This is a genomic window from Fibrobacter sp. UWB13, assembly GCF_900177805.1.
Lineage (GTDB): Bacteria > Fibrobacterota > Fibrobacteria > Fibrobacterales > Fibrobacteraceae > Fibrobacter.
The window spans coordinates 59,495-81,286 of sequence record NZ_FXAX01000005.1; the positions used below are offsets into that span (position 1 = coordinate 59,495).

Below are 21,792 nucleotides of genomic sequence, written 5' to 3' on the forward strand. Positions count from 1 at the left end.
GAGGTCGCACCGCAGAGGTCTCGCCGCACTATGTTAATTTATCTTTACTGACAAATAGTCAACGCTAATTTTCGGAACCATAGGTTCCGTTTCTCCTTTTTGGAAATATTTTAATAAGAACAAATAAGGAGTACGCAATGAGTTTGAAGAAAACTTTTTCAGGGATTGCACTTGGTGCAGCCCTTCTTGGCGCAGGTATATCAAGTACCTTTGCTGCAGACGAAACATTAAGATCCCTTGCAGATAAAAACGGCATCTACATCGGAGCGATTCTGAACTCGCAGTGGTTTGGCGGCGGCCTGCCCGGCAATTACGAACAAATCCACAAGCAGCAATTCAACATCGTCGTTGCCGAAAACGAGATGAAATTCGACGCCACCGAACCGCAAGAAGGAAGATTCAATTACAACAATGGCGACAAGATGGTCCGTTACGCACAGCAAAACGGCATGCGCGTCCGTGGCCACGCCCTCGCCTGGCACAGCCAAGTTCCGGGCTGGGTGAACAACTACAAGAACGACAAGCAGAAACTGCTCAAGGTGCTCAAGAATCACATCCAGAATGTGGTCGGGCACTGGAAAGGCAAAGTAGCCGAATGGGACGTGGTGAACGAAGCTATCAGCAACAACGAGCCCCAGTGGCGCACCGGTTCCGTTTGGTACCAGGGCATCGGTCCGGAATTCATCGACTCCGCATTCGTATGGGCTCACGCTGTAGACCCGGATGCAGAACTCTGCTATAACGACTACAATCTCGAACAGGGAGTCAATCCGAAAGCAAAGGCCGGCTTCTTGCTGGAGCAGGTGAAGCGCTGGGTTGCAAACGGCATTCCTATCCATTGCGTGGGTTCCCAGACGCATGTGGAAGACACCACCACCGACAAGCACTTTATCGGTTCGCCGGATAGCCTCCGTTCCCTCGCCAAGGAACTTGCAAAACTCAATGTCAAGCTGAAAATCACCGAACTCGATATCGGATTCAAGAGCGGCATCAATGTCAGTAAGAGCGACCTTGAACGTCAGGGACAAACATTCCGTCAATACCTCGACATCATTCTTGAAGAACCGAATGCGGACACGTATCTGATTTGGGGCGTATCTGATAAATGGAGCTGGCTTGGCGGCCTGAACAGACAAAAAGGACTTATCTACGACGACAATTTGAAACCGAAGCCGGCATTTGACAGCATCTTGGTAAGACTCCAGACTTACGAACCGCCGAAGGATTCTGTCAAGCAGGATTCCGTTGCACAAGACTCCATCAAGAAGGATTCAACAGTCAAGGATTCTACGAAAAAGGACTCCACCGACGCTATCGGAAAAATCACTAGCAGAACGACGATGTCCGCATACGTTGCTGGCCGCACACTGTTCGTAACGGGAACGAGCGCCAAGACCGCAAAGGTCGACTTGTTCGATATGCAAGGACGTCCCGTGTTCAGCACCAAGAGCGAAAATGGAATGGTGGACTTGAAGGATATTGCCGAAGGGCTTTACGTAGTACAGATACGCTCAGGGAGCAACAAGATAGTGCAACGCGTAAACGTAAAATAAAGACAGCTACGAGCTAAACAAGATGCGCGGCGAGATGCTAAAATGCAAATCGAGATGCGCGCCTTAAAAGAAAATTCCGCGACCTTTTTAAGGCCGCGGTTTTATTTTATTCAACGCATCTCACGGAGAACCCGAAATTTTTGGGTTTCATCATGTAGCTGAAGCCCATGGATTTTGAGGAGAGGTACCAGACCGAAGCATCGCCCCCTTCGGTGCTTGAGCTCCAGAAAAACGCGAACTTATTTTCATTGCCGTAAGTGCCATCGTCGAACATATTGCCGGCGGGCATCGCGCTGAACTTGAGCGTATCATTGCCATTAGTTTCGCCGGACCAACCATAATTCGCCTTGATCAAGTAACCGGCATTGAAGTCACCACCGGCAGCTTTCCAAAGACTTTCAAATTCTTCATTCGTCGGCAAATGGAAACCTGCGGGGCATGCCTTTTGCGCGGCTTCCCACGTGTAGAGGCGACCGTAAACCATGCAATTATCTTCATCCTCCCTATAGCAAGTGCTACCGGGCATCGAGTAGTTTAAGTTGTCCGCCATCCACTTGCGACCGTCAATGACGACGGTGCGATATTTCTGTTTATCGCGAGCGTCCTTGATTTCGTTTTTCTTTGCTTTGGGGGCTGCAAGAGATGCGCTAGAGGCGACAAGTACAATGACAAGAGCTGATGATAGATAATTCATATTCATGATTTTAAGGGGGATGCCCGCCTGTCATCCCGGACTTGTTCCGGGACGGGCATGACAAACAAAGAAAGTCGCCCGCGCGGTGGCGGGCATGACAAATTTACTTTTCTACGGCGATGAGCTGGGCTTCGCCCTGACCCGGGAGCGGCTTGAAAATTTTCACGTTCGTCTGCGTAGCCGGGCCACCAAAAGCCTTCATTTCACAAACGAAGAGATAGTTCATGCCTGCGACCACCTGCGAAGAGACGCTGAGCGGTTTCAAGTTAAGGTAAGCGTAATCCTTCGTTGCTTCGGCAAATGCTGCGGAATCGTCAGCCGTAAGCGGGCGCTGTCCAGAATACCCACCCATGAGCATTTCATCGGTCTTGCCCGTTGCGAGGTCTGCAAAGAAACCTTCGACCTCACGAGTTGCAGTTTCAATGCCCTTTTCTGCATTGATTCGCTTGTTAGAAATTCCGTAAGCGAGCGTCACGTTGGCGTTCGGTTCAAGAGTCTTGAGTTCTGCGGCACTCGCCTTGCGACCACCACTGCCGTAAGTGCAGAACGGCACCACGACCTTGCCACTCAAATCATTAGCATCCAAAAACGAGTAAATCGGCGGAGTGAACGTTCCAAACATAATCGGGTAACCGATGAACACCGTATCGTACTTTGCCACATCGAGTTTTGCATTCACGAGAGCGGGCCACTGTTTAGATTCACGTTCTGCACGGACGGCAGCAATCGTGCTATCGTAAGTGGACGGGTACGGTTTTGCAAGCGTCAGTTCAAATTCATCGGCATTGCGAGCGCTCTTGAAAATTTGCGCCAGCTTTTTTGTGGCACCCGTCTGCGAATAATAAACCACCACCGACTTTGCAGATTTTACCGCAGGTGCATTTTGCACTTCAGACTGAGCCGTTTTAGATTCAGCCTTGGGCTGTTCTTCATTGCAACCGGCAAACATAGCCGAAACAGCAACAACAGATGCCATTGCAAGTGATAATTTAAACTTACGGGACATAGGTACCTCCAATAAAAACCTTACACACAAAAGGTAACCATTTTAATGGGCAAGAAAAATTTTCACATCCATTTTTGATTATTTTTTCGTCGGTGTACTGGGTCAGAAAGAGGATCCAACGATGAATAAACATCGTATTTCAAAATTTATACTCAGTGCCGCAATTATAGGCGCAGGCTTTGTAAACGCCAATGCCGCTGACGAAACCATTCGTGAGCTCGCCAAGGAGCGCGGCCGCTTTATCGGCACCATTTTGAACAGCGAATGGTTCAACGACGATATCGAACCTGAATTCGAAGAAATCCACAAGACACAATTCAACGTGGTCGTTGCCGAAAACGAAATGAAGTTCGACGCCACCGAACCCAAAGAAGACGAATTCAACTTCGAAAAGGGCGACAAGATGGTCAAATACGCACAAGCCAACGGGCTCCGCGTTCGCGGACACGCTCTCGCCTGGCACAGCCAAGTCGCCAACTGGGTGAACAACTACAGCGGACAAAAAGAAAAGCTACTCGCCGTCCTCAAAAACCATATCACCAAAGTCGTCGGCCACTGGAAAGGTCAAATCGCCGAATGGGACGTAGTGAACGAAGCCGTCAATGACGATTACAATGCCGACTGGCGTTCCACAAACTCTGCATGGTACGAAGGCATCGGCGCAGAATTCCTGGACTCCGCATTTGTCTGGGCACACGAAGCCGACCCGGATGCAGAACTCTGCTACAACGACTATTCCATCGAATGGGGCCTCCGCGAAGGTTCCAAGGCAAGCTTTGTCGTAGAACAGGTCAAGCGCTGGAAAGCAAACAACATTCCTATCACTTGCGTAGGCACACAAACCCACATCGAAATTGCACACGAAACAACTCCGCAAAACGTGCGCGCCCTTGCCAAAGCACTTGCAGATCTCGGCGTGACGTTGAACATTACCGAGCTCGACATTGGATTCCCGAAGGGTTCAGCAGGCAAGCTCACCGAAGCAGACTACGCCAAACAAGGGCACTTGTACCGCCAATTCATGGACGTATTCCTCGAAGAGCCGAACATGGGCGAATTCGTGATTTGGGGATTGACCGATGCACACAGCTGGCTCGACGAACAGCAGGGCAAGACCGAAGGACTTCTTTACGACAAGCAATACAAACCGAAGCCCGCATACGATAGCGTCATGGCAAGCCTTAAGGCACACCCTGCTTCTGAAGTTAAAACTCCGTACCCGGAATCTGTTCTCAATCCGCCTAAAGATTGCGGAACGGAAAATTGCGGTGATTCCATAATTGCAATCAAGCCGAACGTTTTCGCGAACAACATTTTCATACACCTTGCCGGACGCACATTGTTCATAACAGGTTTGGCTTCGAAGACTGCTGCGAGGGTCGACATATTCGACATGCAGGGTCACCTCGTATTCAGAGCAAAGAATGTTAAAGGAAACATTGAGCTTTCTTCAATTCCTGAAGGATTATACGTTGTTCAAATTCGCCAAGGCGTAACAAGATTCACCAAACGAATCGCCATTAAGTAATGGAGATTCCCGTCAAACGAAGACAGGCGACGGGGATAACAACTCTGAAAAAGTCGCGGCACAACATCGCGGCTTTTTTCGTACACAAAAAAGATTTTTCGTTAATGTGACCTAGTCACAGTCTAAAGCCTTGTGATTATCTAAAATATAGGTGTAAAGAAGGGAAACACCCTCAAAAAGAGTTTAAGATAAAACAAAAACAAAAAAGAAAAAAGGACAGGTAAAACAATGGCTGAATTAAAAATCACTAGAGAAAACTTTGAACAAGAAGTCCTTAAATCCGACAAGCCCGTTCTGATTGATTTCTGGGCACCATGGTGCGGTCCGTGCCGTATGCTCTCGCCCACCATCTCGGAAATCGCCGAGGAGTACAAGGACAAAGTCAAAGTCTGCAAGGTCAACGTCGATGAAGAGGGTGATCTCGCCGCCATGTTCCGCGTGTCTAGCATCCCGCTGCTCGTGGTCATGAAAGACGGCAAAGTCACAAACTCCGCAGTTGGCGTCCGCCCAAAAGATCAAATCGTCAAAATGATATAGTTCAATCCAACCAAGCCCGCCACCATCTGTATGGCCTGTACTGAGCAAGCCGAAGTAAGCAGAGTCCGAGTGCGCGGGCATTTTCTTTAAAAGCATTTTTTATATATTCCCTCTAGAGGGAGCGCTTTATGGTCGAACCGATTAGTCAAATTGTCAAGAAAATTCCGTTTTGGGGAAATCTTTCGCTTGAAGAAAAAGCGTTAGTTTCGCAACGCGCGATGATCAAGCACTTTAATAAAGACCAGATTGTCAGCAGCAACAGTTCCGCTTGCCTCGGGATTATCCTCATTTTGAGCGGAGGCATCCGCGTGAGCCTTATCTCGGATGAAGGTCGCGAAGTCACACTGTACCGTGCGCACGCGAACGAATTTTGTATTTCGACAGCCTCATGCGTGATCCACCAGTTGACATTCGAAACAATCGTCACCGCTGAAGATGACACAACCGTACTCGTCATCCCCTCCTCCGTTTGCGCCAAGTTGATGGATTCGAACATTCACGTGCGTTCATTCGTTTTTGAACGTGAAACGGAACGCTATTCACAGACAATTTGGGCGATTCAGCAGATGCTATTCAAGCGTTTCGACCAACGCCTCGCCAATTACTTGATTAATTCATACGAAAGTGGCGACAAGCCCGAAGTCAAAAAGACACAAGAAGAAATCGCGCGAGACGTGAATTCCGCCCGAGAAGTGGTCGCCCGCATGCTCAAGGAATTCGCCGCCAAAGGGCTTGTTGAAATCAAGCGCGGCGCAATCGTGCTCCGCAATATCGAAGGCTTGAAAAAGCTGCTATAGAATCGCAAAATTTCATAGCAAAAAGGCTGCGATTTCTCGCAGCCATTTTTGTACCTATTTATTCAAAATATTGACTTACTTGTACATGTAAATCTTGCCATTGGGGAACTTGAATTCCTTCATTCCAGCGGTATTCACCTGACTTACGGACTTCACATCGCCACCGTAGAAAATCGTGCTGCCATGGTATTCCGGCTTGAACGCCGCACTTTCTGTACCGTAGTAATTATCGCTTGTGAAGCTGACAGACGCACAATTCGGGGTGTCGGTCGAGTAGTCACCGAATGCGAGGAGCACGCCGCCCGTAATTTCAAAGCCTGTGTCCGTATCGATGAGGCCGCCCGCCATATTGGAGGGGCATCCATTGCCACCACCCTGTTGACCACCCATACCCGGGAAACCGCCACCCATGTTCCAGCCGCCCCCGCCAGGGAAACCGCCGCCCATACCGCCATTTTCATAGCTTTGGCCGGTAATTTCGAGAATCAACACACCACCCGTCATCTTTGCAGAACCATTGGCGTCAAGCACGTCAATCATGTTGCCCTTTGATGCGATGTAGTGGTGACCGCCACTAATCACAGCATGACCGCTCGATTCGCTGAACATGGAATAACCACCGGCATTTTCCTTGGCGCCACCCGCAGCGTTCCAGCCATCATTTGTGGCAAATGTAGCCGTGACGCCACCTTCTGCAAAAATTTTGTAGGCTTCCAAGCCTTCGTAAGCTGTAACGACGTTAATCGTAGAACCGCTCAAATGCAAAACGGAGTCCGCGTGGATACCATCGTCCTTCGTGGAAATGGTCACGTCTCCCGCGTTCATGAAGACTTTGTATTTTGTATGCAGTGCATCGTCATCGGCAGTCACATTGATGTTACCGCCGTTCACATAGATGAACTTTTCAGCCACCAAGCCCTTGCCTGTAGAAGTCACCTTAACCGTTGACGGCTCCGTAGAATCGCTCACCATGACATAATGTGCAGCCTGGATGCCATCATCACCCGCTTTAATGGTGATGTTACCGCCACGAATATCGACAATGCCCTTACCGTCGATAAAGGATTTGCACTTGCCATCAGTACCTTCTTCGCATTCGTCACTTTCAAGGGCATCGCCCTTCTTGGCCGTGAGATTCAGCGTACCGCCAGAAATCTGGAGGCTGCCCTTGCCCTTGATGGCGTTTTCTTCGGCTTCCACGGTGATGTTGCCGTTCTTGATTTTAAGATCGTTACTGCACTGGATACCGTTTTTGAACTTGCCCTTGACGGTCAAAGTACCGGCACCCTTGATGTTCAAATCGTCTCTCGAATAAATGGCGGCCTTTGCCGTATCCTGAGCACCATTGACCTTTACGAACAAGTGATTACCATTACCGTCTTCAACCACGTTGGTCGTACCCTTGACCAAATGGAGAACCGTCTTGTCAGCATTTTTCACAAGAATCGGAGCATTGGAGCTCTTAATCGTCGCATTGTGAAGATAGATGCCCGTGTTGCCTTCGTTTTCGGCACCCGGAGTATTCACCACCACCTGGAAATCGGACGATTCACCGGTGACGTAATAAGCGCCCGGGCAAGTAATCGTTGCGCTTTTGTCTGCAATTTCAACGCAGCCATTGTTGTTTTCGACAGTAGCCGAAGTCCCCGCAAGCTTCAGGAGAATCTGCGTACCATCCAAAGTCCTTGCATCTTCGTTATCGTTCTCATTGTCGCCAGATTCCGAGCTGCCGGGGATTGCATTGTTAGAACTCGACGACACAACAGGGACGACATTGCTGGAGCTAGAGGCGCCGACGTTCGGCACAACGCTAGAACTCGAAACAACATTGCCCGGCAATGCATTGCTTGAACTAGAAACTACGTTGCCAGGAAAAGCGCCGTTGCTAGAGCTCCAAATTTCAACATCAATGTCCAGAATGCCGGAACTAGATTCGATGCCAAAAGCACCGCTGCTAGAAGAGGTTGCCGCAGGGAGATAAGCCCCCGAATCAGGATTTACAATTGAACTATCTTCGCCACATGCCCAAAAGCTCAAAGCTGCAGACGCAGCTATCACAGGCAACTTTTTTAACATCATTGAACACTCCATTTTTTCTTAATATAAATTCCATGCTCCAAAATGGACCATTCCGCCGCCCAATTTCCGTTGAAGTCAATACAACAGGGTTTAACGATTATGATAGCCGCGACATTGACGGAATTAGCCAAATCCTATAGCTGGTTATTGGCTTTGCACAATTGCCGTCCCTTGTAAAAATTTCTAAATTGCCTCGCGCATTAGCATGTTTGGCGCATGTTGCGCCGCATTAACCGGAGGCTTTATGGCACTTCAATTCTACAACACCGCATCACGCAAGAAAGAACTGTTCACTCTTCCCGAAGGCGTTCCCGCCGTGCGTATGTACTGTTGTGGTCCGACGGTGTACCACTTTGCCCACATCGGCAACCTCCGCACTTACATTTTTGAAGACTTTTTGGTCCGCACGCTCAACTACTACGGCTACAAGGTCAACCACATCGTGAATATCACCGACGTGGGCCACCTCACTAGCGATGGCGACACCGGCGACGATAAAATGGAAAAGGGCGCAGCCCGCGAAGGCAAGTCCGTCTGGGACATCGCAAAGTTCTACACCGATGCATTCATGGCTGACTGGCACCGCCTCAACATCCAGGAACCGACCCGCTGGACTCGCGCCACGGACCACATCCAGGAACAGATTGACTTGGTGAAGACGCTCGAAGAAAAGGGCTTCACCTACCGCACCTCTGACGGCATCTACTTCGACAGCCTCAAGTTCCCGCGCTATGCCGACTTTGCCCGCCTCGACGTGGAAAATCTCCGCAAGGGTAGCCGCATCGACATGGGCGAAAAGCACAACGCTACAGACTTCGCACTCTGGAAGTTCAGCCCGACTGACAAGAAGCGCGCTATGGAATGGGACAGCCCGTGGGGCGTTGGATTCCCGGGTTGGCACATCGAATGCTCCGCCATGGCAATGAAGTACAACGGCCCGACGCTCGACATTCACTGCGGCGGTACGGACCACATCCGCGTGCACCACACGAACGAAATCGCCCAGAGCGAATGCGCCAACGGCGTTCAGTTCAGCCGCTTCTGGATGCACGGTGAATTCCTCCGCACCGCAAGCGAAGAAAAGCTTGAAGATGGTACGACCGAACAGAAGTTCGGCAAGATGAGCAAGTCCTCGGGCGAATTCTTGACCGTCACGCTCCTCATGGAACGCGGCTTCAACCCGCTCGACTACCGCTACTTTGCACTCGGCAGCCACTACCGCAACTACCTGAACTTCACTTGGGAAGCCCTCACCGGTGCCAAGGAAGCCTTCAAGAGCTTGCACAAGAAGACGGACCCGCTGATTGGCAAGGCAACCGCTATCGAAAGCGAAGCTGCCAAGGCTTTCCAGCAGGAATTCAAGGACGCGATCGGTGACGACCTCAACATGCCTCGCGCACTCGGCATCATGAACACGATGCTCAAGAGCGACATCGATGACGGCGAAAAGGCTGCACTCGTAGCTGACTTCGACAAGATCTTTGGTCTCAAGCTTGACCAGCCGCGCGAAGAATACGTGAAGAAGGGCGCAAACGACAACATCGATACCGCTAAGATCGAAGCTTTGATCGCAGCCCGCAAGGAAGCTCGCGCCAACAAGAACTGGGCCGAAAGCGACCGCATCCGTGATGAACTTGCCGCGATGAACATCGTGATCAAGGACTCTAAGGAAGGCACGACCTGGAGCGTGAAGGAATAAGCCATTTTCCTCCTCGTTGTCATATACGTTGCATTTATTGGGCTAGGTCTCCCCGACACCATTCTTGGGGCGGCTTGGCCCTTAATGCATTTAGACCTCAAAACGCCGATTTCTGCGGCGGGTATTCTTTCCATTATCGCCTCGCTCGGGACAATTGTCTCTAGCCTCTGCACCCCAAAATTTCTCCGCGTTTTAGGCACAGGAAAACTCGTCGCCTACAGCATTGCGCTTACCGCAATTGCCTCGCTCGGTTACGGCTTTGCGGACTCGTTCAACATTCTTTGCCTTTGGGCGATTCCGATGGGCATTGGCGCAGGCGCCGTCGACGTGGCGATGAACAACTTTGCCGCCATTTATCTGGAATCCAAGCACACGAACTGGCTGCACGCAAGCTGGGGCATCGGAGCAACGCTCGGGCCATCGCTCCTTTCGTTCTCGATTTTGACCGGTAACGGTTGGCGCGGATCATACGAATATGTCGCCGCAAGCCTCACCGCAATTTTCGTGTTGATTCTTATTTCGCTCCCGCTGTGGAAAAAAACGGAAGCGCGTGGAGGGCTCTCGGAAAACGTCACCATCCCGACGAATTCCGAGAATGCGAAAGCCGCGAGCCCCGGAAACACGCCGAGAACTGCCGCGCCCCCTGACAACAACGCAAATAATGCGCCGCACATCAGCATTCGCGAGGCACTCCACGTCCCGGGAATGAAGCTTTCGTTCCTCACGTTCTTCTTTTATTCGGCACTCGAAATTTCGACTAGTCTTTGGTGCGGCACCTACCTCATCGCTTGCGGATTCAAACCCGAAATCGGAGCATTCATCGTTTCGCTCATGTTTGCATCCGTGATGATTGGCCGCATTGCAAGCGGATTTTTTGCGATTAAGTTCACCGACCATCGCCTGATTTACGCCGGGATTTTCATCGTCGCCGCAGGCTGCCTTGTGCTTTCACTCCCGCTTCCGCTATGGATGCAGCCCGTTTGCATTTGTCTACTCGGACTCGGTTGCGCCCCTGTTTATCCATCACTAATTCACGCCACCCCTGCGCGTTTCGGCGAATCGCTCTCCAGCCAAGCCATCAGCATCCAGCTCGCCGGCTCCTACATCGGTTCAATCTTGATGCCGCCCGCATTTGGTCTCGTTGCAGCTAAATTCACCGTCCATCTTTGGCCGATTTCACTCTCGATTTTTGTCGGATTGTTACTTTTATGCGTGTGCCTGCTGGACTACGTGACGCACAAAAAACTGAACAAGTCTTACGCCCGCGAACGCGTCATTGACATTCTCCACACGGTTTCGATGGAAACTCTCAAACGGGAACGTCGCATACAACGTCGTTTACGCAATCGCCAAAAGAAACGTTAGGGGTTTATTATGGAAATAAAGCAATTTGTATTCAATCCGTTCGGAGTGAACTGCTATATCCTGAGCAACAGCAAGGGCGAAGCCATTTTAATTGACCCGAGCGTGAGCAATGCCCGTGAACAGGCGGCACTTACAGACTACCTCAAGAGCGAAAATCTGAAAGTCGTACGCGTTTTGAATACGCATTTGCACTTGGATCACGTCCTCGGGAACGCATTTGCAGAGCGCACTTTTGGCATCAAGGCCGAAGCGCACAAAGACGACACTTTTCTTCTCGATGCGCAAAAAGAACAGAGCCAAATGTTCGGCCTCCCGTGCAACGATTTAGCCCCCGCGTTGGGCAATTATCTGAGCGATGGCGACATCGTCGAAATTGCAGAAATCCGTCTGCAAGTGATTCACGTCGCTGGGCATTCCCCGGGCGGTCTTGCCTTCTTCTGCGAAAATCCGGGCAAAGTCAACGGACAAGACAACGTTCCGCCGCTCCTTTTCCCAGGCGACATCATTTTCGCAGGGAGCCGAGGTCGCAGCGACCTCTACGGCGGTGACGAATTCGCCCTCGTGAGCGGCATCAAGTCAAAGCTCCTCACACTCCCGGCAGAGACCGTTGTATTCCCCGGCCATGGGCCAAGCACAACCATTGGCAACGAGAAGATGTGGTATTAACCCTTCGACAGGCTCAGGGACCTTTGTTATGAGCAACAACGGGCAAGCGAGAATCGGTTGGATTGACGAGTTCAAGGGATTCGTTCTTTTGCTCGTTTGCCTGTTCCACATTGAGCAAAATTTCCCGAACGCGCACCTGGGAATGTATCACTTGAGCGCACTGCGCATGTCGGCATTTTTCTTTATTTCGGGATTTCTTTTTAGCACAAAACGCTTTACCAATTTCAAAAGTTACTTTACCCACAAAACGCGGGTTCTGTTAGTTCCGTATCTTTATCTTTCATTCCTATTTTTCGCCATCGACCCGGTCGTTTACAACTTTACTTTGTTCCCGAAATCGCCCACAATGATGGTCGTGAATACCATTCCCGACATCAACAACACATGGCAATACATCTATTGGAACATTGCTAAAATTTTCATCGCCGGGAAATCTTCCGTTGGCGCAGGGCCACTGTGGTTTGTGTTCACTCTTTATTCCGTCAGCTTGCTTTTTTACCTGCTTCACGAGATTTCGAAAAAGCAAGTCAACCCCAAACTGTTTTTCGTCGTTATGGCAATAGAAGGGCTCCTTGGCGGTTGGCTCCTGAACGAGAATCACATTCACTTGCCGCTTGGCATCGAGCGCGACCTCACGATTTTATTCTTCTTCGGCTGCGGATATCTTTGCAAGGACCCCATCAAAAGAATCCACAACGCCATTTCTGCGAGTACAGCTCACGCCGCAAAAAACACAATCATCGTTGCCGCCATCGGAATCGCAAACTATATCGCCTACGCATTTTTGGAATCGCCAAGTCCGAATTTTAGCATCATGAACAACGACTTAGGCAAGAGCCTCCCCCAATTTGTCGCAAGTTCCATCACAGGCATTATCGGACTCATCGCCACGTTCCTGCTCGCAAGCAAGATTCCAGACATTGCACCCATCCGCATTTTCAAGGGAATACTCCGCAACATCTCCCGCAACGCGCTCGTAATTCTTGCAGTTCACTGGTGGATCGTCCTGATTTTGAGACTCTTTTTCAGGCCGCAAATCAACCAACCGGGAATCGCCTACATCGCCATCCCGATTCTAGCCCTCGGCACCATCGCCACCATCCCGCTTTTCCGCAGCAAGCTCCACCGCCTACTCGGCAAAGAAAAAATCAGCATTCGAGAAAGTTTAAACATTAAAGAATAATGAAAGACGTCATTGCACGTCATTGCACGTTATTGCACGTCGTGCATGACACTACGAGTATCAAATATGAGTCAACAAGTGGACTCCTGCTTGATACTCTTGTACGTCATTGTGCAAGCACAAGACTATCGACTCGGTCATATCCATGCAAGCATGGCTGCGACTCTCGTCTTAGACGTCATTGCGAGCGAAGCGAAGCAATCCACAAAGCAATCTATACACCGAGTTCAGAAAAAAGGTCTTTCCATTGAGGATTCATTGATTCAATCAATGCAATTTTCTTCTTTCTAGACCCACCTTTTATCTTTTTTTCTCTTTCAATAGCATCAACAACCGAAGTATGCTCTTCGAAATAACCTAATTGCGTAACATTATATTTTGCAGTAAATCCAGAAGTCAATGATTTGTGCTCCTGCATTCGTTTGATGAGATTCGAAGTCACACCTGTATATAACGTTCCATGCGGCTTATTGAAAAGAATGTAGGTGTATGATTTTTCTTGCATGAAAAGAACATACAAAAATTCTTGTGGATTGCTTCGTCCTAACGGACTCGCAATGACGTACAAAGCGAGTGCAGCGATCTACAAATACCGTTTCACCGACGGTCTCTGTTCTTGTTCCGGCTTTTTCTTGGGCACGTAGATTTTTACGGCGTACACGTTAAAGTCCGTCTCGGCAACGATATCGCCTTCTTGCAAGTCTTCATAGACGTCGATTTCAATTTCGACACCATCGCGTGCGATGCAGCGGATAGAACGCGCCGTCAGTTCCTCGCGCAAAAGAGGAACGTCAACGACCTTCTTGTAAGTGCCGTGATGAGTCGTACCAAGAATTCGATTGCAAAGCATGGAATGCAATATAGAAATATTGCTATCTTATCACCTAACCATGGCTCGCGCACGTAAGACAATCACTCCTGATCCGTATGCAAAACCGATAGCGAAACCGCTACCGCCTTCCAAGAGCTTGCCCGGAAAGCTCAAGCAGTTCCAGGCGCCCACGCGTGCGGATTTCGACCTCGTAAGTCCTTACGGTGCCGCAGGCGACCAGCCCAAAGCCATCGAAGAGTTGACCGAGGGTTTCAAGAACGGCGAACAGTTCCAGACGCTTCTCGGCGTGACCGGTTCCGGCAAGACATTCACGATGGCAAACGTCATCAAGAATGTCGGAAAGCCGACGCTCATCCTCACGCACAACAAGACGCTCGCCGCCCAGCTTTACCAAGAATTCAAGTCGTTCTTCCCGAACAATGCGGTGGAATACTTCGTCAGCTATTACGATTACTTCCAGCCCGAAGCGTACATTCCACACACGGACACATTCATCGAAAAAGACGCGAGCATCAACGATGAAATCGACAAGCTCCGTCTGCGAGCAACGGCCAACCTCCTCACCCGCCGCGATGTCATCATCGTTGCTTCCGTGAGCTGCATTTACGGTTTGGGAAGCCCGAGCGAATACTTCGACTTGATGGTCCGTATCAAGAAGGGCGACATTTACGACCGCGACAAGATTCTGCGTGACCTTGTCCACATCCAGTATTCCCGCAACGACTTCAGCCTCGACCGAGGCTCATTCCGCGTTCGCGGTGATGTGATCGAAGTCCACCCGAGCTACGACGAAGATGGGCTGCGCATTGAACTTTTCGGCGATGAAGTCGACCGCCTTTACCGTTTCAACATCGTCACGGGCGAAGTCATCAAGGAAGTCGAAGAACTTACCATCGCCCCCGCAAAGCACTTTGTGACCAAAGAAGAAAACCGCGCGGGCATGTTGCAACGCATCCAGATGGAACTCACCGACCGCCTCGCCGAGCTAGACAAGGAAGGCAAGGTTCTCGAATCCGCTCGCCTTTCGAGCCGCACCCGCTACGACATGGAAATGCTCCGCGAAACGGGCATGTGCAACGGCATCGAAAACTACTCGCGCATCATCGAAGACCGCGCTCCGGGCACACGCCCATTCACACTCATCGACTACTTTGGCGACGATTGGCTTTTGATGATTGACGAATCGCACGTGAGCATCCCGCAAGTGGGCGGCATGGCCGAAGGCGACAAGTCCCGCAAAACCACGCTCGTGCAATACGGGTTCCGCCTCCCCTGTGCTCTCGACAACCGCCCGATGAACTTCGCCGAATTCGAGTACATGTACCCGAAGCAAGTGCTTTTTGTGAGCGCCACCCCCGGCGACTACGAACTCAAAAAGACTAACGGCGTTGTCACGGAACAGATCAACCGCCCGACCGGGCTTTTGGACCCAAAGATTGAACTGTTCCCAATCCAGGGCCAAATGGACGTACTCCTGTACCGCATCGAAGAAGTCGTCAAAAACGGCGACCGTGTGCTCGTCACGACGCTTACCAAGAAGATGGCGCAAGACCTCACGGAATTTTTCATCGAAGCAGGCGTCCGCGCCAAGTACCTCCATAGCGACATCAAGACGCTCGAACGCCACGAGCTCATCCGCGGACTGCGTAGCGGCGAATACGACGTGCTCGTGGGCATCAACCTCTTACGCGAAGGCCTCGACCTCCCCGAAGTGAGCATGGTCGCGATTCTCGATGCCGACAAGGAAGGTTTCCTCCGCAACTACAGGAGCCTCATCCAGACGATGGGCCGCGCAAGCCGCAACGTGAACGGCACAGTGCTTTTGTTCGCAGACAATATGACTGAAAGTCTGCAAAAGGCTATCGACGAGACGAACCGCCGCCGCGGTCTCCAGGAAGAATTCAACAAGGAACACGGAATTACCCCGAAGTCCGTCACCCGCAAGATCGAAGAAGACCTGCGAATCATCGACCCCTTGGGCGATATCGGCGACGACACCACCGACAGCGAAGATGATTGGGAAGACAAACCGGGTATCCGCCCGATGGAACCTTTACAGCCCTCGCGCTTTAGGAAGAGTTCCACAAAGAAAGCAGCAGCCCCCGGCGCACATTCTGGAGCACCGTCCAAAGCATCCGAGTCCAAGCTCGCCGACCTGGAACGCCAAATGAAAGAAGCGGCAGCCCGCCTCGACTTCGAAGAAGCCGCTCGAATCCGCGATATTATACGCTCGCTCGACGCATAGTGTATAATTTCGTTTACAGATTTATTATAATATTCGTCACACTCTATACCGCGCTTATTACGCCATGTAATTTTATTTTTGTATTATTATAAAAAGTTAAATACTTGGTGCTTTTTGCCCAAATTTTGTTTATTTTCACTTTAAGATTACATAGAAAGGGTTTTACAATGAGTTCTAAATTTACAACGCCTCTTATTCTCAGCTCCGCACTCGCCTTGAGTGCATTTGGTCTTATCGCTTGCGGTGAAGACAGCAATCCGACCGTTTCTTCCCAGCCGGGAACCTCTTCTTCCTATGTTCCGCCTGAAATTCCGCAAGAAACTGCAACTACAACAATCCTTTTCCTGAATACCGGAGTAAGCTCCACTCTTATTAATAGAGTTGACTTCACTGGTACTGTAAAGCTCGACTTCAGCGATACAACCGCAAACTTCGACGTTAACGCAGCCCGTTTCACGGACATCCAGTTCTTTGTAGAAAGCGCATCAAAGACAAGCACTGGTTCTATAAAGACCCAGAGCGCTACTTTGGACGCAGCATACTTTGCCGCAACTCCGGTTACGACCATCAACTTCGACCAGATCGGTCTCTATGCAGACCTTAACGATGGTTACACTGAATGTGGTAACTTCAACCTCATTATTGCAGCAATCGCCTCTACGGCAACGGCAACGGGCGAAACTTTGCAGTCTGTCTCCAGAGACACGATTCTGTTCGTCCGTGACGAAGAAAACTGCAAGATTCCGGAAAGCTCCTCTTCAAGTGTCGTTGTTCCGGGCGCACCGCTCGCAGTTGCAACCACTGTTCTTAACACAAAGTCTGCCAAGTGCCTCACTTTTGCTACCGGCACCACTGGTGATACCGGTGATATCTGCATCAGCCGCGTTGGCAAGGACGCCTTCACGCTTTCTAGCGGCACGGGTCTGAAGTTCGCCTTCTACACCAACCCGAACGACGCAGACAGAACGAACGACTGGACTAGCGAACATTTACCGGCATCTCCGACTACAGACAATTTCAAGTACAAGTCAGAAGCCTTGAAGGAAACCATCGCCAACTACTTGAACGAATTGGAAGTGTTCACGGTCGGCATTGCTGACACTTACGTTCCGAACTCCGGTTCTGCAGTAGGCTTCTATGCATTCGTTGTGAGTGACGTGTCCACCCCGGACGGCAACGGCGACGTTTCGATCAATCTGACCTACCTCAAGGCACAGTAATCTAAAACGAAAACGCTTTGAAAAAAGACCTCCCCCGTGGAGGTCTTTTTTGTAGTCTTCCTTTTTGCCTACATGTTATTCCCGGCGCCTGTCCTCGCGCCTGTCCTCGCTTGACGGGGATGACCGGGAATCTCCTTTTGACACTCTTCGAGTGTCTTTTGCGAGGCTCGGAAGTGGGCCTGTAAACAGTCCCGTTTCACTCGCCTTACGCAAAAGTTTCTAAATTTGCGCTCCTTCGGAGTGCATTTGGCATCTACGATGCCATGCAGCTGCATTTCGGCCATAGGTAATGTAAACATTACCTGCGGCACTCAATTTGCACGCATTTAATACGGCTCGGCAATGTCAAAACAACAAGTTGTTTTGACGTCTTCGACGTCAGTGGCTACGGCTCGCAAATGCAAAAACAAGTTTTTGCGCTTTCTCACCTTGCACACTTTTGCCGCTGCGCTCGCCTTTTACTAAATTTGTCGCGTAACATTTTAATGGAGTAAATATGCTCAAGAAACTTTCCAACTTCCCTGGCATCAAGGGCCCGGTCGTCACCATCGTGATGGACGGTTTTGGTATCACCGATAAGGTCGAAGGCAACGCCATCAAGGCAGCCCGCACCCCGACTCTCGACAACCTCTTCAAGATGTACCCGAACGTTCTCTTGAAGGCTCACGGTCGCGCTGTCGGTATGCCGACCAACGAAGACATGGGTAACTCCGAAGTCGGCCACAACGCAATCGGTGCTGGCCAGGTTTACAACCAGGGTGCAGCCCTCGTTGCAGACGCCATCAACAGCGGCGACATCTTCGGCCGTGACGCTTGGAAGGAAATCTCCGGCAACGTTCGTGAAAAGAACACCGTTCTCCACTTCATCGGCCTCTTCAGCGATGGTAACGTTCACTCCAACATCGCTCACCTCAAGGCTATGGTTGCCCAGGCCAAGAAGGAAGGCGTCAAGAAGGTTCGCGTTCACATCCTCCTCGACGGTCGTGACGTTCCGGAAACCTCCGCTCTCGATTACGTCGGCCCGTTTGAAAAGTTCCTCGACGAACTCCGCTCTCCGGAATTCGACGTTTGCATCGCTTCTGGCGGTGGACGTATGCAGATCACCATGGACCGTTACAATGCTAACTGGAAGATGGTGGAACTCGGCTGGAAGACCCACGTGCTCGGCGAAGGCCGCTACTTCGACAACGCTACGCAGGCTATCGAAACCCTCCGCGGCGAAACCAAGGCTATTGACCAGGACCTCCCGCCGTTCGTGATTGCTAAGGACGGCGCTCCGGTTGGCACCATCAACGATGGCGACTCCGTGGTGTTCTTCAACTTCCGTGGCGACCGCGCTATCGAAATCACGCGCGCCTTCGAAGAAGAATCCTTCAATGAATTTGACCGCAAGCGCTTCCCGCACGTCTGCTACGCAGGCATGCTCCAGTACGACGGCGACCTCAAGCTCCCGAATCGCTTCCTCGTTCCGCCTCCGGCAATCAAGGAAACCAGCGGCGAATGGCTCTCTGAAACCGGCGTCAAGCAGTTCGCTTGCTCCGAAACGCAGAAGTACGGCCACGTCACTTACTTCTGGAATGGTAACCGTTCCAGCAAGTTCGACGGCGAAACCTACCTCGAAATCGAATCTGACGTTGTTCCGTTCGAACAGCGCCCGTGGATGAAGGCTGCCGAAATCACCGACGCCATGATCGAAGCTTTGAAGAGCGGCAAGTACCAGACTCTCCGCTGCAACTTCCCGAACGGCGACATGGTGGGCCATACCGGTTCCTTCCGCGCTGCTACCATGGCTATCGAAGCTGTGGATATCGGCCTCGCCCGTTTGCTCCCGGTAATCGACGCCCTCGGTGGTGTTGCTATCATCACGGCTGACCACGGTAACGCCGACGAAATGTACGAAATCGACAAGAAGACCGGCATGCCGAAGGTCAACAAGGATGGTTCCTTCAAGGCCAAGACGAGCCACACCCTCAACAAGGTGCCGTGCATCCTTTACGATAACGTCACTGGCGGCAAGCTCGGCCTCAAGGAAGGCGACTGGGGCCTTTCCAACATCGCTGCTACGACGGCCAACCTCCTCGGCCTCGAAAAGCACGAAGCTTGGGACGATTCCATGCTCATCATCAAGTAAGAGCCGCACAAGTTGCTTCGGCAAGCTCAGCAAACTTACAAGTGCCCTGAGCCCGCCGAAGGGCAATACTAAAAGGGAACCCGCAAGGGTTCCTTTTTTCTTTGTTCAAAAAAAATTGTATATTAACCGAGCTAATTACGATTTTTCAAGGAGTTTCGTTTATGCACAAATTTCATATTCCCTTTTTACTAGTTGCATGCATGGCAACATCAGCATTTTGGGGATGCGGAAGCGATTCCAACGACGAAGACGATAGTTTTGTCAATGTTGGCGGCCAGCTTTGGTCTAAGGAAAATTTAAACATCCCAATCGAAGGAAGCTTCTGCTACGACAGCCTCTCCACCAACTGCGAAAAATACGGCAGGCTTTATACGTGGACCATGGCAATGAACATAGACGAAAGCTACGCAACAACAGAGCTCGGCAAAATCAAGTTACCACATCAAGGAATTTGCCCCGCAGGTAGCCACCTTCCAAGCCTTTCTGAATGGCAGCAGTTAGACGACTACCTCAACAAGCACCCTTCAGAAAAAGAGCTTTTCTTGAACCAAATCGGCGGATTCTACCGTCCTAATAGCGGCTTTTCAAACGAAAATATCGAATTGCTAATGTGGACATCAACCGAATACGACTACTCCGATCGACCCTACGCCGACAAATACAACTTCGCCTGGCTTGTCGTTCACCGCAAAAATTTAACGACAACGCAAGACAATCCAGTCAAGCAAGTCAGTGCATCCGTCCGTTGCATCAAGAATAAATAGCAAAACCATTCTGAATAGAAAAGGGCCCCCAAAGGGGTCCTTTTTTACATTTCTTGAGATAGTTCACAAGTTGCAAAAAAAAATTTTCATTTTGATTCTAAAAAACCTATCTTTATTTATAAAAACGAAGTTGGAATGAGGAATTAAAATGAGTTTTAATTCTAGAGAGGGTTTTACCCTCATTGAGCTAATGGTATACATAGCTCTTCTTGGTGGTATAGTCCTTATAGCAGGACGAGCTTTTAGCGATAGCACTAAAATGCGTGTACGTACCCAGAGTATGTTACAGGCATCCCAGACCGTCGGAAACGTCGGTACAATACTCAAAGACGACATAGCCCAGCTAGGTGCAAAAAGCTCAAAAGAAGCTGGCGGCGGAACCATGGATGTGTTCAGCACCGACCATATTCACGATGTTTACATGGATCCCGATGCTACAGAAGATGCAGACAAGGATTCATCTTCATTCACAATCGTCAAAAACGATGACGGAGACGGCAGGGACAAGATCACCATGCGCCGTCTGCGCTATTCCGATGCAGGCGTCTACCAGGCCGTCGAAGAAGTGACCTGGTTCCTTGAAGACCGCGTCCTTAAGAGATCTTGCAAAAGCACAAGCGCCCTGGTCGAAGATGCAGAATGCCCATCGGAAAACGCTAGCGTGGTTACAATCGCAGAACACGTGGACAAGTTCTCGCTCACGCCCGCAAAGCCCACTACAGAAGTGGCCTCCGTCAGCGTACTCCCCTCATCCAGCGAATCAGACAAGAACTTTAAACTGGTTTCCCGTTTTGGCGATGAAAACTTCGAGCCAGTAACGATTACCCCCGAAGAAGGCGGCACGTCTATTAAGCTTTCAGGCTTTTCCATGAATTACAACTTTACCACCAGCGAACCGATTAGCAATCCGGACATGATCAAGGCGAATCAGGTTTTCGTTTCCAGTCTCGGAAGCAGCTTGTGTTCCTGGGGAGCCCAGTGCATCCAGGTCACCTTAAGCCCCTATATTGAATACGAAATTTCATTTTCGATGCCCTATACCGCAACGGATGACCCCAGCAGAATGTTCTGCCCAGGCAGGGACCACATGGCTGTAGGCTTCAGGTATGCCGAGAACGGCAACAAGCTCGACGGGCTGAGCGATTTTCAGTTCTACCCGCCAACCGTCGGCGATGAGCGCGACACGGGGCTCCGCAAGATGCGCTTTACGACAAACACGACTTATGAAAACGTCTGTCTAGGATTCACTTTCGTCAGTTTCTCTCCTGTAGCCTCTTCAGGGAACATCACCATTTCAAACGTCAGGCTCCGAAAGGTTCCAAGTTCAAACTATACATTCACGGACGAGGCGATTGCAACAGCCGACAAGAAAAACGTAAAAGCCATCAAGCTGGAGCTATCCATCAACAAGAATGGCGAAGCCGGAGCCGAGACAGCAATTATATCAATCCCAAGCAACGGCCCAAGAGATTAAAAAAAATTGAGGAGTGTGG

At 50.4% G+C, this 21,792-nt stretch carries 17 protein-coding genes and 1 pseudogene; 13 read left to right on the forward strand and 5 right to left on the reverse strand.

Annotated features, from left to right (window positions below):
* Positions 1-137: 137 nt before the first annotated feature.
* A complete protein-coding gene (locus B9Y77_RS14615) occupies positions 138-1,553 on the forward strand; it encodes an endo-1,4-beta-xylanase (protein WP_085492185.1) in 1,416 nt (471 codons plus the stop codon).
* 106 nt (positions 1,554-1,659) lie between these two features.
* Here the strand turns inward: B9Y77_RS14615 and B9Y77_RS14620 are convergent, their stop codons facing one another.
* Together B9Y77_RS14620 and B9Y77_RS14625 are read right to left on the reverse strand one after the other, a co-directional pair.
* The gene (locus B9Y77_RS14620; protein WP_085492186.1) at positions 1,660-2,253 is read right to left on the reverse strand and encodes a fibrobacter succinogenes major paralogous domain-containing protein; all 594 of its coding nucleotides are present in this window, start codon (positions 2,251-2,253) and stop codon (positions 1,660-1,662) included.
* A gap of 97 nt (positions 2,254-2,350) precedes the next feature.
* Positions 2,351-3,253 (reverse strand): flavodoxin, encoded by a 903-nt coding sequence (locus B9Y77_RS14625; protein ID WP_085492187.1) that lies wholly within the window; start codon positions 3,251-3,253, stop codon positions 2,351-2,353.
* Between the two features lie 121 nt (positions 3,254-3,374).
* On the opposite strand from B9Y77_RS14625, the gene B9Y77_RS14630 reads away from it, so the two are divergent.
* From B9Y77_RS14630 to B9Y77_RS14640, 3 genes and pseudogenes are all read left to right on the forward strand, one after another.
* Positions 3,375-4,781 (forward strand): endo-1,4-beta-xylanase, encoded by a 1,407-nt coding sequence (locus tag B9Y77_RS14630; RefSeq protein WP_085492188.1) that lies wholly within the window; start codon positions 3,375-3,377, stop codon positions 4,779-4,781.
* A gap of 216 nt (positions 4,782-4,997) precedes the next feature.
* Positions 4,998-5,318 (forward strand): annotated as a pseudogene (gene trxA, locus B9Y77_RS14635) (thioredoxin); the annotation flags it as partial.
* Between the two features lie 128 nt (positions 5,319-5,446).
* Positions 5,447-6,115 carry a Crp/Fnr family transcriptional regulator gene (locus tag B9Y77_RS14640; RefSeq protein WP_085492190.1) on the forward strand — a complete coding sequence of 223 codons (669 nt, stop codon included), beginning with the start codon at positions 5,447-5,449 and terminating at the stop codon, positions 6,113-6,115.
* Positions 6,116-6,190: 75 nt separating this feature from the next.
* On the opposite strand, the gene B9Y77_RS14645 is transcribed toward B9Y77_RS14640, so the two are convergent.
* Positions 6,191-8,194: a carbohydrate-binding domain-containing protein gene (locus tag B9Y77_RS14645; RefSeq protein ID WP_085492191.1), complete on the reverse strand. Its 2,004-nt coding sequence runs from the start codon at positions 8,192-8,194 to the stop codon at positions 6,191-6,193.
* 244 nt (positions 8,195-8,438) lie between these two features.
* Between B9Y77_RS14645 and cysS the strand changes: the two genes are divergently transcribed.
* From cysS to B9Y77_RS14665, 4 genes are read left to right on the forward strand one after another with little or no spacing between them, the layout of a single operon-like run.
* Positions 8,439-9,893, forward strand: a complete 1,455-nt coding sequence (gene cysS / locus B9Y77_RS14650) for a cysteine--tRNA ligase (protein WP_085492192.1) — start codon at positions 8,439-8,441, stop codon at positions 9,891-9,893.
* 36 nt (positions 9,894-9,929) lie between these two features.
* Complete coding sequence (locus B9Y77_RS14655) at positions 9,930-11,258, forward strand: MFS transporter (protein ID WP_254900071.1); 1,329 nt, start codon at positions 9,930-9,932, stop codon at positions 11,256-11,258.
* A gap of 9 nt (positions 11,259-11,267) precedes the next feature.
* Entirely contained in the window at positions 11,268-11,924 is a 657-nt protein-coding gene (locus tag B9Y77_RS14660; RefSeq protein ID WP_085492194.1) for an MBL fold metallo-hydrolase, read from the forward strand.
* 28 nt (positions 11,925-11,952) lie between these two features.
* Positions 11,953-13,107 carry an acyltransferase family protein gene (locus tag B9Y77_RS14665; RefSeq protein WP_085492195.1) on the forward strand — a complete coding sequence of 385 codons (1,155 nt, stop codon included), beginning with the start codon at positions 11,953-11,955 and terminating at the stop codon, positions 13,105-13,107.
* Positions 13,108-13,321: 214 nt separating this feature from the next.
* Here the strand turns inward: B9Y77_RS14665 and B9Y77_RS14670 are convergent, their stop codons facing one another.
* Together B9Y77_RS14670 and B9Y77_RS14675 are read right to left on the reverse strand one after the other, a co-directional pair.
* Positions 13,322-13,612: a GIY-YIG nuclease family protein gene (locus tag B9Y77_RS14670; protein ID WP_085492196.1), complete on the reverse strand. Its 291-nt coding sequence runs from the start codon at positions 13,610-13,612 to the stop codon at positions 13,322-13,324.
* A 78-nt stretch (positions 13,613-13,690) separates the two neighbouring features.
* The gene (locus B9Y77_RS14675) at positions 13,691-13,957 is read right to left on the reverse strand and encodes a hypothetical protein (RefSeq protein ID WP_085492197.1); all 267 of its coding nucleotides are present in this window, start codon (positions 13,955-13,957) and stop codon (positions 13,691-13,693) included.
* Positions 13,958-13,997: 40 nt separating this feature from the next.
* Between B9Y77_RS14675 and uvrB the strand changes: the two genes are divergently transcribed.
* The 5 genes from uvrB to B9Y77_RS14705 all read left to right on the forward strand — a co-directional run bounded on the left by uvrB (position 13,998) and on the right by B9Y77_RS14705 (position 21,773).
* The gene (uvrB, locus tag B9Y77_RS14680; protein ID WP_254900063.1) at positions 13,998-16,184 is read left to right on the forward strand and encodes an excinuclease ABC subunit UvrB; all 2,187 of its coding nucleotides are present in this window, start codon (positions 13,998-14,000) and stop codon (positions 16,182-16,184) included.
* 167 nt (positions 16,185-16,351) lie between these two features.
* Positions 16,352-17,404, forward strand: a complete 1,053-nt coding sequence (locus B9Y77_RS14685) for a hypothetical protein (protein ID WP_085492198.1) — start codon at positions 16,352-16,354, stop codon at positions 17,402-17,404.
* A 496-nt stretch (positions 17,405-17,900) separates the two neighbouring features.
* Complete coding sequence (gene gpmI, locus B9Y77_RS14695) at positions 17,901-19,535, forward strand: 2,3-bisphosphoglycerate-independent phosphoglycerate mutase (RefSeq protein WP_085492200.1); 1,635 nt, start codon at positions 17,901-17,903, stop codon at positions 19,533-19,535.
* 200 nt (positions 19,536-19,735) lie between these two features.
* The gene (locus B9Y77_RS14700) at positions 19,736-20,299 is read left to right on the forward strand and encodes an FISUMP domain-containing protein (RefSeq protein ID WP_176221783.1); all 564 of its coding nucleotides are present in this window, start codon (positions 19,736-19,738) and stop codon (positions 20,297-20,299) included.
* A gap of 148 nt (positions 20,300-20,447) precedes the next feature.
* Entirely contained in the window at positions 20,448-21,773 is a 1,326-nt protein-coding gene (locus tag B9Y77_RS14705; protein WP_073443169.1) for a PulJ/GspJ family protein, read from the forward strand.
* Positions 21,774-21,792: the final 19 nt, after the last annotated feature.